The following is a 13,929-nucleotide window of genomic DNA, read 5'->3' as shown; positions in this document are numbered from 1 at the left end:
CCTACTCGGGTCTAAATCCCTGTCCGTGCTCGAACTGAATCGCAAACCATTCCGCTCCATTTCGAATGGCTCGATCGGCATCCTCAAGAGGAAAGAAGCAACTACCTGGCCTGAGTTCTTCAATACCACCTTTGTACTTGAGATGTGTGGCTCCTTTGGGTCCGTGTGGTCCCCACGATTGCTGACCACCAATCAACCACTCACCTGCAGGCGTGACGGCAAACCCTCCATCTTCGGTGGCATGATTCGAGGGTCTGGTCAACTTTGCGATGCCGCTGGCATTCATGTCGGTGTAAGTCGATGAATATCCATGCGACATCAGAAATCCGGCAGCCGCACAGTCGGCGACATCATCACCGCTCAGACAGCGGAATGCACGAACCCGAATGTTCGCTCCAGCGGCAATGACTTCCGGAGGCGTTCCAACCCCAGGTTGCCCCCAGTCAATCGCATAATGTTCCGCGGGCTTGGATAGATCGTATCGGCCATGCACACCTCGAGGAGTCAAACCATACTTCACCATCGCTGCTATGGCCCATGCGACAACGAGCCCGTCACCGGGGCAGCGACCACATTGACAATTTCCGGGATGAGCTCGACCGAGTTGTCCTTTGCCAATTTGTACTCGGCCGAGTCCATAGGTGGCCTCGTAGGCGATCTCAACTGGGCGACCGACAGCACCTCGATTAACAAGTTCGTTGTACCAGGCGTCCTGAGCCATTCGCCCCGGACCTTGGGCCGCACACGTACCACGACGCTGCCACCAGCTCGGCTGGTGTTTTCCTCGAATCCGTTTTTCGGATCGAAACGGGAACACGCCAGTCACGCCCCGATCAACTTGACGTTTCGCGAATCCCCGAAGCGGTAAACCATCGTCCGCAAGTGCAGTTGACTGAGACACGATGATAGACGACCCGGCCTCCGCGGACAGGGCTGCCGTCACCGCATCAACGGCATCGTCATCGCGAATCCACCCTTCGTGCTGATCCATTACTTCCTCCGAATCGCTTCAATAACAGCTGCCCGATTGGCGTCCGTAATGAGCTCCATCTTTGACTTGAATCGATCGAGACGATCGACGTTGTGGACAACTCCGATGGTTTTCATCTCTTGACCAATCTTGTAAACGCGATCGGTATCAGCGAACCGTTCCGGATGGCCCTCAATGAAGTCCGCTAAAGCTGACCAATACCTCTCTTCTCCGGACACCGCTGGAGACGGGAGCACCTTCGTCCCACCGAGTGATTGCTGCCGATAGATCGTGATGCCAACAGCAGCGACAGTCCCGCACCCACCGATCAAGCAGAGTGCGAGCAATGAGCCCACAAGGAACCATGCAATCATCTGTTTACTGAGCAACACGCACCCCTTTCTCTGCAAGGGCGTTTGCCTGAAGCTGGACTGTTGCCCGAAGAGCATCGACATCAGTGGACGACTCTCGAATCACCTTGCGAGCAACATCTCCCGGAAGTGTGTCTGTCGCGTCCAGCATGGAAAGCTTATATGCGACAGCTTCTTCGGATGGTGACTTCTGTGGGGCGACTTCAACACTCGACAGGATGCCCGTGATAGCACCCCCAGCTAGATCCACAACGCTCGAAGCGACGGACGCGACAGCCTTCCCTCGCTTCAAGTACCAGCTGATTGCAAACGCCACAGTGGCAATCGCGACGATCACCATCAGGACGAACAGGAGGAAACTTACCCCCCACGTGAACAGTGTCACGAAGATGTTGCCACCTGTGGCGGCGGATGCGGCTTCCGAGACTTGTTGAGTGAGATTCATGGTGCTTCCGTTGTTGTTGGTTCTTCAGGGATGTCCGCGACTAGATACATGCCCTTGCCTAAGTGATCCCGTACCATGCTTGCGGTACGGTGTAGGTGCGATTTGTATTGATCGCTCTGCCGCTTCGTCTCGGCGATTTCTGCTTCCAACGCTGAGATCAGAAACTCCTGTGCGTCGACACAACTGTTGAGTCTGCGTTTGATCTCGTCCGAGTCCGCCAGTTGGCGATTCAGTCGTGCCACAATTCGCAACAGCCCAGCGATGACACCGATTGCAACTCCGCCCAACACAATCCACATCAAGCTTTCTCCTCTGTCTTGCCGTCCGCCTTCCCCTTCTTACGCCGCCCAATCAGGATCAATCCGCCGATCGCCAGCCCCACAAGGATTGTCACCCAAAACGGCTTGTCTTCTTTTGGCATGGCTTTGAGTGAGGGAATCAACTGATCCGAAGAAGAATCAAGCAGCTCCACTGCAAACCCGATTGCAAGCACAATCTTGGCGATGGTCCAGGCAACAGCCGAATCAATCGATGCAACGGTCCAGTCCCACCAGTTCAGATGCCCCTTTTCACTGGTAATTCGACGCGCATCAACAGCTTTCCGAAATGGACGTGCGATTGATTTTCGAACGGTTGATCGCTTTTTTGATGGCATTGAGATCATCCGATTTCTCCTGATCGCTGCTGATACCGCTTCATGTCAGTCTCAAGTTCCGCAACGCGGCATTGCAGTGCTCTTTGTCCGGCCTCGCAGTTCTGATGTTGTCGCCTCAGCTCCGCGTTCTCGACTTTGAGTTGCTTGATTTCGATCGACTTCTCTTGATCTCGCAGGCGCATTTCTTTCTTGAGGTCTTCCATGTCGTTCTTCAGGGCCTGATAGAGCCCTTGCCAACTCCCGTTCACCGTGACGGCGGCATCTGTGACAGCCTTGAAGTCGTCTCTCGAGTCTTTTCGCTCTTCTCCCGATGAACGAAGCCTCAGAAGCGTTCCAATTAACGATCGGAGCCAGCCAAATTCCATTCTGCTTCTCCCGGAGACCTCAAAGCAAAAAAGGCGACTCATCAATGGGATGAATCGCCGCGAGCGAAGATTGAATTGTCAGGTCCTCTCAGACTGAGATAACCTCTTCTCCGTGAGAGCGATACACTTCCACTTCGCCAATCAGGTCGTTGGGATCGTCAATCATCAATCGGATCTTCCCACCACTCTTTGGCTTTGGGACGAACTTAAAGACGACTGCTTCTTCGAGTCTGCGAATCGCTGGAAGTGTTTTCGACACCCCTGTGACCTGAGCTCCTGATGAGTTCCGCATGACAACCTCCTGCTCAGATCGGCTCTGAGTTGCCTCATAATGCATCGAAGAGACGATGCATTGCTACTCAAGCAATTTATCACTGTCAGTCAAGAGACGCAACGAATAAATTTAGGCTTCTTCCGACGCGGCCAAAGTTGCATATCGAATTCGGCACTTGCACGAGGGGTGAATCGGTGGTCCAGCTGGATGAACACGTTGCCAAAATTGACGAGGTGTTTCATGCAGTGGCTCACATCTCTTACACACTCCTGATTGCGATTCATTTGCATTCGTGATCCACAGATCCAGTGTTGAAATCGCTCCATTGTCGGCTGCGGCTCTCTCCCCTCCTGCGACCGATGCCGCTGTAACCTCCGTGGTAATGATCCCCCGATTCCTCACTGGACTGAAAATCTTGTCTGCAATCTCAACTGCCGCCATGCGCGTGAGCGAACTACCGGGATTTGCCGATATTTGCTGTCGTTGCGATACCATCGCTTTCGCATAAGAGTTTTCAACATAACTACTTGACACTGCATTCGCCCGCTTGGATGCGAAGATCTCGCTTCCTCTTTGGGCCAGCAAATTGTTCCCGCCATGGAACTGGGAACTGTCTAAATAAACACTTCCCAGCAAGAGGAGAAGCAGTGCTTCTTCCTCCTCTTTCACCTTGAGCCAGAACATCCGAGGGACTTTATTGATATCTGGAGGTGACCCCATTAAAGAGACCAACTCCCGGCGATGCTTCGCTGAAAGTTGGTCTGCTTTCATCTGGTACTTTGCTTCGATCTCATCGCGATTCAGTAAATCCATTCTTAAAGATCCGAAAGAGGCATCACGATGTACACCGTACCATCTGCCCCAATTTTCACCGCTGAATGCTCATCAACGATATCCATCGAGACAGTCACATCGTCTGCTAAGGTCTTGAGAAAATCCAGAACATAGTGAGGATTCAGGGTGACTTTCGTTGTATCGACCCCTTCAACGGGCAATTCAACACGACTGCTTCCGACTTCCTTTCCGGCTGTTCTTAATGTGAGATTCCCTTTCTCGAATACAAAGTCGACACCTCGAGTCTCCTCTGTTGTGACAATCAACGATTGCCTCAGCGCAGACCGGAATGGCCCTGCCACCAGATGGAATGTAAAGTTGAACGACCTTGGGATAACGTCCTGATATCGGGGGAACCTTCCTTCAATCTGACGTGCATAGAGCGTCGCGGTCTGAGAAGCGAACTCCGCAGCATGCTTTTGAACGCGAAACGCCACTTGGGAAGCACCATCCGCGGCAGTGAGTGCAGATCGGATTCCCTTGGAAGGAATGAGCGATAAGAAATCCGGCCCATCATAGTCAACAGGAAATTCGTGGAGACTCAGCCTCCGTCCATCCGTCGCAGCAAAGACCATTCTTCCGTCCGCCACTTCAATCAACACTCCCCCCAGAGCGTATCGTGTCGTGGCGACGTCAGTCGCGAAAACAGTTCGCTGAACGGCCTTTTCAAAAATCGTGGAAGGGATATTGATCGCGTCGCCCTCCATTGGTGAAAACAACGGAAACGTCGAGGGATCTTCCGTCTGAATGCACCACTCGCTCATTCCGGCAGTCACGTAGATCTTCCCATTTTCTCCCATACGGACTTCGATCAACTCACTGGTCGACTCCCGGCAGATTGCCTGGAGTCGTTGATTGCACAGACAGACTCCTGGATCGATGTCTTCTGCAGGGACCGGAAGATGAATTGAGATTTCTTCATCGGTGGCGTCAATCAACACCTCTTTCTCGTTCACCGCAATCCTGACGTTCCTCAGCACCTCTTTCGGAGATTTCGTTGGAGCGGTTTGAAATGCTCGAGACAGAGCCCCCGCCAACACCTGTCGATTCATTACGAATTTCATAGACCTTGTCCATTTCTTTTTTCAGGCACGAATGACCGATGCCGCGAATGCGGGCACCAAGAGCCTTGAGAGCATGTCCACAGAACTTGCACTTGGAATGCAAGGGAAACAACGACTGCTGAGTTTTCATCGCACAAACCAGCATGACTACGACCGACTTCCGGAGTCGGCTCCGTTTTCCAGTTTGACGCTGGCACTGGAACGCCAGAAATCATTGCAAATTAGATTTCCTCTGCCAGTGTCGGGTCTTTCATCGCCGCTTTGATGAGCAATTCCCCTGACAGTCTTTCAAACTCCAGTTTGACCCCTCTCGTTAACCGGTTTTGCTTCGCTTCCCAGTTCTGAACTCCGATCGGAAACCCGATCACGTATTCATTTGGATCGATCTCATCCAGCGCCTGCATGATGTCCTCCCTGTCTTCACAGACATAGACATCGTTCTGGTCCGGCTCGATTCTTGTCCCAGAAGAATCCTTGCTGTTTGACCGAAACTTCACCTCCAGAACGAATTTCCCGGAATTCGACTTGTACAGATTGAGTTCATGCCAACGAGCATGGGCTCCAGAAGTATCCTGCGGAGCACTCGCAGCAAGCAACTCACCACTAAATCGAACAGGTGCGCCGTTTGAAACTTCTAAAATAAAATCCGGCATCTCGTCGTCATCCTGCTCGATCATCACCCCGGAAAACTCGGCGTCCGGGAGCCATCTGGAACTTATCACGCCTTTCTCCTGTTGTAGCAACTCCTTTGATCTGGTGCAAAGTTGTCCACGCTTACTGAGTGTGGGATTTCAGACGGTGAGCATTCGAGCCGCAATCACTGGTCACATTGTTTTGCATACACCGGATAGGAAATCGTTTGCGAATCGGTTGTCTCACGGATCGTTGAAATCTGATCCAGCCAGGCACATTCAATTTCCGCAAATCTCTTTCCGCAGCCGACCAGGGCGATCCACTCAGTGTGTGTCACGACTCGATAGTGAACTTCATCATGTTCTCGGTAAACAAAATGTGGAGTTCTCCAGATTTTTGATTGACTCTTCGCATACGCGACCGCTCTTGAATATGTCATCAGCCTGATCCATCAACGCAGAAGAAAAGGCGACTGAGAACCGTCTCAGCCGCCTGAATGGGACTGAAATCAGAGAGTCTCTGCGACAAGCGGATCTTCATCCGTTCCGTCGCATTCTGCAGTGAGGATTGCGAGATCTGTCCCGCGAATGGCATCACAGACAATGTCCCGGCGCGTTTTGTCCAGATCCTGCCAGGCTTTCTGAGGCAGTAACAACAAGGGGTTCTTGAGCCTTTTACGTTTGAACGACTCAACAGCAATTTGAATGGACTTGGTCCATCGTTCTCCATCTGAGAGTTCGCTGAAGTAGCATTCTCCTCGCCGCGAATGGACGACTCGAATGCGGCCCTCCTCGTTGACAGTGAGTCCAGTGCCTGTCAGCAGCCCTTCGAGTACCTTGACGCACTTCTTGCCGAGAAATCGGGCGTTTGCGCCTTCTTTTTCTTTCTGGTCCCGCTCGGTTTCCTTCTTTTCGATGAGGGCTTTCTGTTCAATCCCCCTTCGAATCAGCACACCAAGATCGCGATTCTTCTTCGCGATTGCCAAAACTTCCGCTGCCGCTTCAATTTCTTCCGCGTCTGGTGCGTCAGAAACTAACTTCTTCAGATCCAACGAGGTTTGAATCAGGTTGATCCGTTCCTGGGCAGCAACCAAGGCTTCATTCGCAGACTTCACGGACTCTGAGGCAACACGCAGTTCTGTTCTCGCCGATTCAATCTGTTCTTCCAGAGAGGTGATCAGGGACTTGAGTTCCTGTTCTACGCTCATCTTCGTCCGGAGAACTTCTTCGGCCTGAGACAGCTCTGCATGGGCGCGCTCGATTGAGAAGTTGGGGATCTCATCCAACTTCGTTCTGCCCTCTTCAGCAGACCGCTTTCGTTCATTGAGCATGGCCAACGTGTTCGTGGCCATTTCGACAGCACCGTCGAGAACCTCTTGGTTGGACTCGGCTTCCAGATTGAGATCGTTTAATGACTCGTTGATGGTCGCGATCTCGCGGTCGAGCCCCGCGGCCTCCTTCTCTAACGCCAATGCAACAGCATCTGCGTCACGTTTGATCTGATTCGTCATCCCTACGATCGTGGTTGACTTCAGAGCCTTTTCTGAGACCACGTCTTTCGCAGAGAGTCCTGTGTCCTCAAAACACTTGTCGAACAAACGGATCTCAGGAGCGATATTGAGCATTGAGCAAATGGCTTCAATGCGGCGGCGGTCTGCGGCCACCGGATCCTTGACGTCTGGATCAACGATGTCCGCAATCGTCAGGTCCTCATCCACTGGAGTGCAGGAGAGTTCCCCAGTCCGCTTTGCATTCCCAGTCGGGGAGAGCCGAAACGTGACCCCTTCTCCTTGGACGAATCCACCTTTCGCACCGTCGCTAAACGAGATGTCTGCACCGGCCTTGGACCCGTTTGTGATTTTGGTAATCGCTTCGAGCGTTGTGGTCTTCCCAGACCCGTTTGGGCCTTTCAGAACGGTCACATGGCCTGGTGGGGCGTTGATTGAGAGCGATTTCACTGCACCGATATCTTTGACTTCAAACTCAGCCATCTGGAGAACTCCGATCCAATTCGGCATTGGACTGCCTCGCAACTGATGTGTTGCCTCATCTCATACGCAGGCTCGCTGATCCTGGATCAAAGATTTTGAAATAAAAAAAGCGGCTGGAGAGACGGGCCAACGCTCTCCAACCGCCATACCCAGCAAGCGGGCCACACCTGCTGGTGTCTCATCATCCACGACGATTATAAATCCATCCTCACCTCGTACGCTTTGAATTGATCACGGCAGGATTCGAACTTGCATTTCATCCACAATGCGGGCCTTGGACGTCCAAGGCCCGCGCCCACTCCCCTCCACTACACCCCAGAAGCCAACCGGCAAGCAGCCTCGAAAGCTCGTTCCTTTTGATCTCGTCCTGGACCATACTGGGTCACATTGAAGCGACACTCAGATTTCTGCTGGACTGTTGCTCCACGACGTGGCAGGTGGTCTACGAATTCCGTGACTGCGTTGAACGCAGCCCATGCGGTTTCTTCCATCCCCTGCAGCGTGTTCGTCGGCGATGTGAAGTATCGGGTCGAGATCTGATTGCGTGTTTCGAGAATCGCCACTTCGCGTCGGGCAGTCCAATCGGGATCCACTTTCGAAGGAACTGGACACATGACATTCAGGAACTCTGTCCATTGATCGCGAGTGAGGCGGCACTGAGTCAACCTTCGAGCCTCTTCAGCGTAGACGTCAAATCGACTGTTTGCGGTTCGCAGAATTGATTTTGCCTGTTCCAGTTTCTGGTCAATGTCGCCGGTGTGACTGATCGACAGTTCGCGAATGTTTCCTTTGTTCTTCGAAAGTGCCAGCCCGTAGGTGTTCGCACAGACGACTCGTACACTGGTGGCTCCGAACCGGATTGCGCCGCTTCCATCGTGGTGCAGCCCCATCAGGATGTAACGAAGCTGTTCGTCTTCTTCACCGATGAGGTCAACCTTTGGCATTTTCGCCAGCAGAACAACCTGCTTACCGCCGTTCATCGAGAACGCTGACTCATAGGTCAGCTCCCCATCATCGACGAGGGCATCCAGAAACTTGAAAGCATCACGGTTCTGAACGACCTTGTACCACTTCGTCACGTTGCCGAGGAACAACCCGGTGTCCTCGCGAACATTTGCGAGATGTTCCGGTAGCTCTGTGTACTCGGGCTGACTCTCGGTTTCACTGGTGGCCGGTCTCTTGTAGGCGAGTGGATATTGAACCACGCTCCAATCAAGACCGGCTGCGGTGATCGCCTCCTGCGATCTCATATCGTGGTCAAGAACCACGCCTAATCCATGCCATGCTGGTTTGCGAGAGAAAGCAGCTTCAGCAAAACCATTGCTTCGGACGGTGATTTGATGTGCCATCGCGTCGACTCCTACTCAGATCGGCCCTGAGTTGCCTCGAGAATCAGGCTCCTGCATTTGTTGACAGGAATGATTGACTGATCTCTATAGATACAACGCAAATTCACTTCAGACGGTTCAAAATTTTTGAGTAGTTTTGGAATCTGACCAGTGATTTTTATTCACAGTCTGACTCAGTTGGGATTGATCCATCCAATGCTCGGTCCAGTGCGTCGATCTTCTCCTGGACGGTCATAGACTCGAATTCCTGTTCATGTTTGAAGACGTTCAGTAGGTCATCTCCGGACAGGTTTTCACATTTGCCAACTGTCAACATGGCATAGAGCCGTGCCTCCGAGACTCCTCGATCGCCTAAAACACCTGCCAGATCGGAGAGAGTCTTCACAACGGTTCGACAGCACGATTTGGTCTTCTTTCCAGACCCACATGGGCAGCTCGAATTTCTTTGCCGCTTCACGCGAATTAATCCTACAGAGAGATGAGGCACAGAAAATTGATGGTCAGATGGAACGTGTTGTCCACAATGATCCGTAGCCATATTCGGAGATAATCAGGAGCGAAACTTTGATTGTCCTGAACAAACTGTTCGAAGGATGGAACGTTTGTATCCGTTGACTTCAGGTTATACCACCGAGCCAACAGAAAGAGAGTACCCGACTCTCCCACACCCCAGAACTCTGTCCAAATTTTGGCGATCTGGAACCGGTCGATCACTGCATGTGTCCCAAATATGATCAAAACTGCCGCCAGACTGGGCTGAAGCAGCGAGAATGGAATTGTGTAAACGACAGCATGGAGGGCTGCGACAAACGATGAGCTTGTCTTCACCGTTGCAATTCAATGATTTCTCAACGTCTAGTCACCTGTAAGATGACAAATTAATTGTTGCATTCTCAATTTCCGGATGAGTCAACAGAGTCAAACAGATGCTTTTGTTCTTTTCCGTGCTTGTGGTTCCGAGTTTTCTTCGGTTTCTTTTCGGCCAGACATCTTGGACGCTTTGAGATTCGCTCTCTGATTAGTGGCAAATACTGCTCTCCAATCTCGGAACCTATTCCGTTGCGCCCCAACCAGTGAGCCACTTGCAACGTCGTACCGCTCCCGCAAAAGGGGTCGTAGACTGTTGCTGGAACTGCCCGTTGCTCTGCACAGCAACATGTGGGGCGATATCCGAGAATGACGTTTCGGTTGATGTGTCGTTCCGGATCTCGATTACCGGATTGCAGCTCACTCGTTCCATCGACCTTGGTGTCACGACCAGGGCGAGTTGGAACTCGTTCTGATTGCACCTCGGGGGCATATTGACTGCCGCATGTCACGCAGACACCTGCTTGAGACGTTGATGAGCGAATGCAGCGGTAAGGGATCTCAGTCGGATATGTCGCGAAGTGAGCCCCTTTGTAACACTCGCTGGAAAGACTCCAGACCGATCGGGGATTGCGGGTTTCAGTGAGTTGATTTACGGCAGAGCTGAAGCTTTCATTCTGACGCTCATTTCCAAGAGTCCCACCCAAACATTTAGGGTTGGTTCCGTTGCCGCGAGAATGTGCATTCCCGGATACCTGTTCTGTGACAGCATCCCCATCGCAGAAATACTTCTCAGATTTGGTGATCTGAAAAATGTATTCGTGAGCCCCAGTTGACCGCCATGCCCCTTTGCGAAGGACATAACCACCATTGGCGACGCACTTACTGCATCCAGTACACGGTTCCCATCTTGGTACTGTCTTCTGATCGCCACGATAGGCTCCCGGACTTCCATGCGAATGCTCTCCCATGTCCCAGGAAGTCAATCCGCCGCTCGCAGGTAATCGCCCGACTTTCTTTCGGCATCGCACCCATCTCCATCCATGAACGCTTTCAGGCATGGGACTTTTCTTGGACCAGACGTTGTCTTGCCGAACGATCCACCCCACATCCTGCAGAGCAATGGCAACACGGTGCGGAATGAGTGATTTGCCTCCCCCAGCGGACTTTGCCTTTCCCTGTCCCGTGGAATACGTGTCGCCAACATTCCACCAAATCACGCCATCGTCGCGTAAGATCCGTTTGAAACCTTCAAAGATCTCCAATGTATGAGCGATGTACGCCTGGAGAGTCGGTTCGCAACCGTAGTCACCAACCCAAGCTTCACACAATTCGCACGTCGATCCAGACGGTGGAATCGTGAGTGGCCAAATGTATTTATGCTTGCCCTGAACATCTGGGTTCGCACGTCGACCAATCGAGTGAACGGGATCGTCAACTGTGAAGCAGTGTTGACATGCTTTGTTGCCGCCCCATATCAACTTTGGTATCTGATAGTCCCTGATTCCACCCCAATAGGGGGGACTCGCACAAATCGTGTGTACGGATCCCTTCGAGATCTCTTCTGCCATGTGTCGACGACAGTCACCGACATGGATGATTGGCTCAATCATTCGCAGACCTCCGATCCCTTCCGGATCTGGATCAGGACTGTCTCAACCTCGGTGCCGCTCTCCTTGAAACTGGAACTGGGGAGTTTCTCGATTGTTCCACCCACGGAATCGAGCCAAATCCGGAAGTCCAGACTGTTCTTATCTTTCCTGAACAAGACGCCACTGGACGCGATCGAGACCAGAGTCCCTCTATCACGCACGAACCCATAGGCGTGCCGGATATGGGCGATATCGCGCTGATGACTGAACGGCGGATTCATTAAGACGGCGTCGTAGATCGGTTCCGGCTTCGTTTTAAGGAAGTCTCCAATCGCAATTTCGATTCCCTCGAGGGCAAACAGTTCCTGGAACTTTCGTTGAAGCTCCATGCACTGGACGTACGCTCCGCATCGTTTCGCTTCAAACGCAATCCGACCGCTTCCAGCCGACGGTTCCAAAACGCTCTTTCCAAGAAGAGGGCCTGCTTCATCACAGATTCTGATCGCCAACTTTTCAGGAGTTTCGAAAAAGTTCGGGTCGAGTCCATCGAACTTTCCAATTTCTCTGGATGGAAGCTCACCAGGCTTCCTGAAAGATCCACCCTTCTCTTGACCTGGCAATTCGTTGTGGTTTCCGCATCTCAGATTGATTTCCTGAACCAGATCTAATCTCTTGAATTCGAGGTGGAGATTCCGGTTGTCATAGCATCGGAACCGGAAATACTCCGTTTCCTGCATATGACCAGCAACTCTTGTTTCCAAGATGGCGGTATGCAATGGGCCGCGGTGTGACTGCGGAAGCCCTTTCCCATCAAGAAGATGGAATGCATTGTCCAGCGAGTGAATGTAGCTATCTCTGGAATAACTGACGCGGAATGGCCCGGCTCGATTCCAGCGTTCTTCCACACCGAATTCGAGAATGACCTTCCTGCCGAGCTTCCACCGATTTTGCTCGTTCGTCTTGTAAGTATCGTTACTGTGCGGCTTGAGCCAGTTATAAAGCTCGTTCAGCGTTTCAACCAGCATCTCTTCAGTGGAGGATGAGAACCCCTCGACAACTTGCCAGATGCCTTCGGGAGTAATTTCAGGTAACTTGTCAATTGGGTCATCGATCGCACTTCGTGCACGATCCTGGCACAGTGCATACTTCATCTCTTCGCGTTTCTTGATGGACATGTACTGCTCGATTCCCATCTTGGGAACCAACGCAGCCCACGCAGCCCTTTTCAATTCTCTTGGAATGTCGTCTTTGTCATCACAGCCACAAACTTCCACCTTGGCGCCAAACCTCGCACCATCGAATACTTGATTCATTTCGGTAGTCAGATTCTCGAGCTCACTGATCAGCTCAATTATTCGCCGGGAATTTCTCGCATAGACGTCGGCCATGTCTGTGACGCGGTTGTAAACTTTGAGTTCGTTCATTCGAGTTCGGTCCGGTGAGCTGGTTCTAGTTGACGATTCCGTGAGCAAGATTCAGATGAAGCGTTTGAATCGACTCACGGAACTCTTTCACGGGTGCCTCGTACCCATCACTCCCGTACCAATAGCCGATGTTCAAAACATCAATGAATGCGTGGAGTTGACCGAACGTCCTGACGTATTCCTCAACGTCGAACTTTTGGATCGGTCCTGAGCAGAAAAATTCGATCGCCATGCCACTCGAATCAGTAATCGCCCCATCATCATTGATGTCGATGTAACCGTGTTCGCTGAGAATGCGTACCGTCTGAGCCATTGTCATTGTCGCCTGTCCGAATCGGTCCCGGACTACCACTCAGGTAAAATACCTGATCCTCAATCAGATAACGGCAAAGATCGTGAATCGGATCAGTGATATGTGAGTTTTTCGACCTACTAGACCGTTGTCGCTGCGGCACTTCGTCTTCAACGTTCGGATCGCGATTCAAGATGCGACTCACTCAATGTCTGTTCTCTTTCCAGCAATCCCAGACAGTGCAACAAATCAAACCGGCCAGCGCGGATCCCACAATTCCGGATGTAATGAGGCTGATCAACAACCAGATCAGTTCATTCAAAGCACGTAGTTCCACGAACATTCTTGTTATCCATACACCTGTTCGGATCGGCTCCGAACTGCCTTCAGGCTGAATGCCTTGACCCTTTTGTTGTTGTCTGATCCGCGGGTCAGCGAATGACCGTCAGCAGCCCATGAATTTCAGTCGCGGGAAATTCACAGACAAGCCGCGCATCAGGACGAAAAGTGTAATGTGACCTCCCTGAGATGATCATCGTCGCGATTGCCCAGAGAAATTCGTATGGCTCTAACGAACCTGTGAACTCTCCCTGATCATTGGTGATGTTCAGATGCACTCCCAAGTCGCTGACTGTCCATCTCCAAACAACCCTTTCATTGATGTGTTCGTACTGACTTCTCACCTGGTCTCCATTGAGAATTCCGGCAATCACAAACAAAGCCTTTTCTCCAGTGAGACCGGCACAGACCACGCCATCCTTGAGAATTGCATACTCTTTGGATATCAGACCCTGGCCGTATTCTCGGTGGCGAAACTCAAAAATGAACGATCTGTTCGGCGAGATCATAATTTGTTTTCTAAGC

The 13,929-nt window shown here is 51.8% G+C and carries 19 protein-coding genes; all 19 read right to left on the bottom strand.

Going from position 1 to position 13,929, the window contains the following annotated elements; all coding sequences use genetic code 11:
• Position 1: 1 nt before the first annotated feature.
• Positions 2 to 991: a hypothetical protein gene (locus tag SH668x_RS06250; protein WP_437187839.1), complete on the bottom strand. Its 990-nt coding sequence runs from the start codon at positions 989 to 991 to the stop codon at positions 2 to 4.
• Positions 991 to 1,362 carry a hypothetical protein gene (locus tag SH668x_RS06245; protein ID WP_437187838.1) on the bottom strand — a complete coding sequence of 124 codons (372 nt, stop codon included), beginning with the start codon at positions 1,360 to 1,362 and terminating at the stop codon, positions 991 to 993. The genes SH668x_RS06250 and SH668x_RS06245 overlap by 1 nt, the downstream gene beginning before the upstream one ends.
• Positions 1,349 to 1,786: a hypothetical protein gene (locus SH668x_RS06240; protein WP_437187837.1), complete on the bottom strand. Its 438-nt coding sequence runs from the start codon at positions 1,784 to 1,786 to the stop codon at positions 1,349 to 1,351. Before SH668x_RS06240 ends, SH668x_RS06245 begins: the two co-directional genes overlap by 14 nt.
• Positions 1,783 to 2,085 (bottom strand): hypothetical protein, encoded by a 303-nt coding sequence (locus SH668x_RS06235; RefSeq protein ID WP_437187836.1) that lies wholly within the window; start codon positions 2,083 to 2,085, stop codon positions 1,783 to 1,785. Before SH668x_RS06235 ends, SH668x_RS06240 begins: the two co-directional genes overlap by 4 nt.
• Positions 2,085 to 2,441, bottom strand: coding sequence for a hypothetical protein (locus SH668x_RS06230; RefSeq protein ID WP_437187835.1), 357 nt, complete (start codon positions 2,439 to 2,441; stop codon positions 2,085 to 2,087). Before SH668x_RS06230 ends, SH668x_RS06235 begins: the two co-directional genes overlap by 1 nt.
• Positions 2,442 to 2,446: 5 nt before the next feature.
• A complete protein-coding gene (locus SH668x_RS06225) occupies positions 2,447 to 2,806 on the bottom strand; it encodes a hypothetical protein (protein WP_437187834.1) in 360 nt (119 codons plus the stop codon).
• A gap of 88 nt (positions 2,807 to 2,894) precedes the next feature.
• Complete coding sequence (locus tag SH668x_RS06220) at positions 2,895 to 3,098, bottom strand: hypothetical protein (protein WP_437187833.1); 204 nt, start codon at positions 3,096 to 3,098, stop codon at positions 2,895 to 2,897.
• 111 nt (positions 3,099 to 3,209) lie between these two features.
• Positions 3,210 to 3,893, bottom strand: coding sequence for a hypothetical protein (locus SH668x_RS06215; RefSeq protein ID WP_437187832.1), 684 nt, complete (start codon positions 3,891 to 3,893; stop codon positions 3,210 to 3,212).
• 2 nt (positions 3,894 to 3,895) lie between these two features.
• Entirely contained in the window at positions 3,896 to 4,978 is a 1,083-nt protein-coding gene (dnaN, locus tag SH668x_RS06210) for a DNA polymerase III subunit beta (protein ID WP_437187831.1), read from the bottom strand.
• Between the two features lie 221 nt (positions 4,979 to 5,199).
• Positions 5,200 to 5,700: a hypothetical protein gene (locus tag SH668x_RS06205; protein ID WP_437187830.1), complete on the bottom strand. Its 501-nt coding sequence runs from the start codon at positions 5,698 to 5,700 to the stop codon at positions 5,200 to 5,202.
• 95 nt (positions 5,701 to 5,795) lie between these two features.
• Entirely contained in the window at positions 5,796 to 6,050 is a 255-nt protein-coding gene (locus tag SH668x_RS06200; RefSeq protein ID WP_437187829.1) for a hypothetical protein, read from the bottom strand.
• Positions 6,051 to 6,119: 69 nt separating this feature from the next.
• Positions 6,120 to 7,601 (bottom strand): ATP-binding cassette domain-containing protein, encoded by a 1,482-nt coding sequence (locus SH668x_RS06195; RefSeq protein WP_437187828.1) that lies wholly within the window; start codon positions 7,599 to 7,601, stop codon positions 6,120 to 6,122.
• A 308-nt stretch (positions 7,602 to 7,909) separates the two neighbouring features.
• The gene (locus SH668x_RS06190) at positions 7,910 to 8,950 is read right to left on the bottom strand and encodes a DUF932 domain-containing protein (RefSeq protein WP_437187827.1); all 1,041 of its coding nucleotides are present in this window, start codon (positions 8,948 to 8,950) and stop codon (positions 7,910 to 7,912) included.
• Between the two features lie 157 nt (positions 8,951 to 9,107).
• Positions 9,108 to 9,335, bottom strand: a complete 228-nt coding sequence (locus SH668x_RS06185; RefSeq protein ID WP_437187826.1) for a hypothetical protein — start codon at positions 9,333 to 9,335, stop codon at positions 9,108 to 9,110.
• Positions 9,336 to 9,418: 83 nt separating this feature from the next.
• The gene (locus tag SH668x_RS06180; protein ID WP_437187825.1) at positions 9,419 to 9,778 is read right to left on the bottom strand and encodes a hypothetical protein; all 360 of its coding nucleotides are present in this window, start codon (positions 9,776 to 9,778) and stop codon (positions 9,419 to 9,421) included.
• Between the two features lie 65 nt (positions 9,779 to 9,843).
• Entirely contained in the window at positions 9,844 to 11,370 is a 1,527-nt protein-coding gene (locus tag SH668x_RS06175; RefSeq protein WP_437187824.1) for a DNA-methyltransferase, read from the bottom strand.
• Positions 11,367 to 12,773, bottom strand: coding sequence for a DUF4942 domain-containing protein (locus SH668x_RS06170; protein ID WP_437187823.1), 1,407 nt, complete (start codon positions 12,771 to 12,773; stop codon positions 11,367 to 11,369). Before SH668x_RS06170 ends, SH668x_RS06175 begins: the two co-directional genes overlap by 4 nt.
• Positions 12,774 to 12,798: 25 nt before the next feature.
• Positions 12,799 to 13,086 (bottom strand): hypothetical protein, encoded by a 288-nt coding sequence (locus SH668x_RS06165; protein WP_437187822.1) that lies wholly within the window; start codon positions 13,084 to 13,086, stop codon positions 12,799 to 12,801.
• A 410-nt stretch (positions 13,087 to 13,496) separates the two neighbouring features.
• Entirely contained in the window at positions 13,497 to 13,913 is a 417-nt protein-coding gene (locus SH668x_RS06160) for a hypothetical protein (RefSeq protein WP_437187821.1), read from the bottom strand.
• Positions 13,914 to 13,929 lie beyond the last annotated feature (16 nt).

Source organism: Planctomicrobium mucosum, assembly GCF_051466335.1.
Taxonomy (GTDB): domain Bacteria; phylum Planctomycetota; class Planctomycetia; order Planctomycetales; family Planctomycetaceae; genus Planctomicrobium.
The sequence above is the reverse complement of the archived record's forward strand: the minus strand, read 5'-3'. Positions and strand labels throughout refer to the sequence as shown.

Bases quoted from the DNA above. Each gene is read 5' to 3' on its own strand.
- SH668x_RS06175 (WP_437187824.1), bottom strand. From the start codon at position 11,370: ATGATTGAGCCAATCATCCATGTCGGTGACTGTCGTCGACACATGGCA.
- SH668x_RS06215 (WP_437187832.1), bottom strand. From the start codon at position 3,893: ATGGATTTACTGAATCGCGATGAGATCGAAGCAAAGTACCAGATGAAA.
- SH668x_RS06240 (WP_437187837.1), bottom strand. From the start codon at position 1,786: ATGAATCTCACTCAACAAGTCTCGGAAGCCGCATCCGCCGCCACAGGT.
- SH668x_RS06250 (WP_437187839.1), bottom strand. From the start codon at position 991: ATGGATCAGCACGAAGGGTGGATTCGCGATGACGATGCCGTTGATGCG.
- SH668x_RS06195 (WP_437187828.1), bottom strand. From the start codon at position 7,601: ATGGCTGAGTTTGAAGTCAAAGATATCGGTGCAGTGAAATCGCTCTCA.
- SH668x_RS06220 (WP_437187833.1), bottom strand. From the start codon at position 3,098: ATGCGGAACTCATCAGGAGCTCAGGTCACAGGGGTGTCGAAAACACTT.
- SH668x_RS06170 (WP_437187823.1), bottom strand. From the start codon at position 12,773: ATGAACGAACTCAAAGTTTACAACCGCGTCACAGACATGGCCGACGTC.
- SH668x_RS06230 (WP_437187835.1), bottom strand. From the start codon at position 2,441: ATGCCATCAAAAAAGCGATCAACCGTTCGAAAATCAATCGCACGTCCA.
- SH668x_RS06200 (WP_437187829.1), bottom strand. From the start codon at position 6,050: ATGACATATTCAAGAGCGGTCGCGTATGCGAAGAGTCAATCAAAAATC.
- SH668x_RS06190 (WP_437187827.1), bottom strand. From the start codon at position 8,950: ATGGCACATCAAATCACCGTCCGAAGCAATGGTTTTGCTGAAGCTGCT.
- SH668x_RS06225 (WP_437187834.1), bottom strand. From the start codon at position 2,806: ATGGAATTTGGCTGGCTCCGATCGTTAATTGGAACGCTTCTGAGGCTT.
- SH668x_RS06235 (WP_437187836.1), bottom strand. From the start codon at position 2,085: ATGTGGATTGTGTTGGGCGGAGTTGCAATCGGTGTCATCGCTGGGCTG.
- SH668x_RS06160 (WP_437187821.1), bottom strand. From the start codon at position 13,913: ATGATCTCGCCGAACAGATCGTTCATTTTTGAGTTTCGCCACCGAGAA.
- dnaN (WP_437187831.1), bottom strand. From the start codon at position 4,978: ATGAAATTCGTAATGAATCGACAGGTGTTGGCGGGGGCTCTGTCTCGA.
- SH668x_RS06165 (WP_437187822.1), bottom strand. From the start codon at position 13,086: ATGGCTCAGACGGTACGCATTCTCAGCGAACACGGTTACATCGACATC.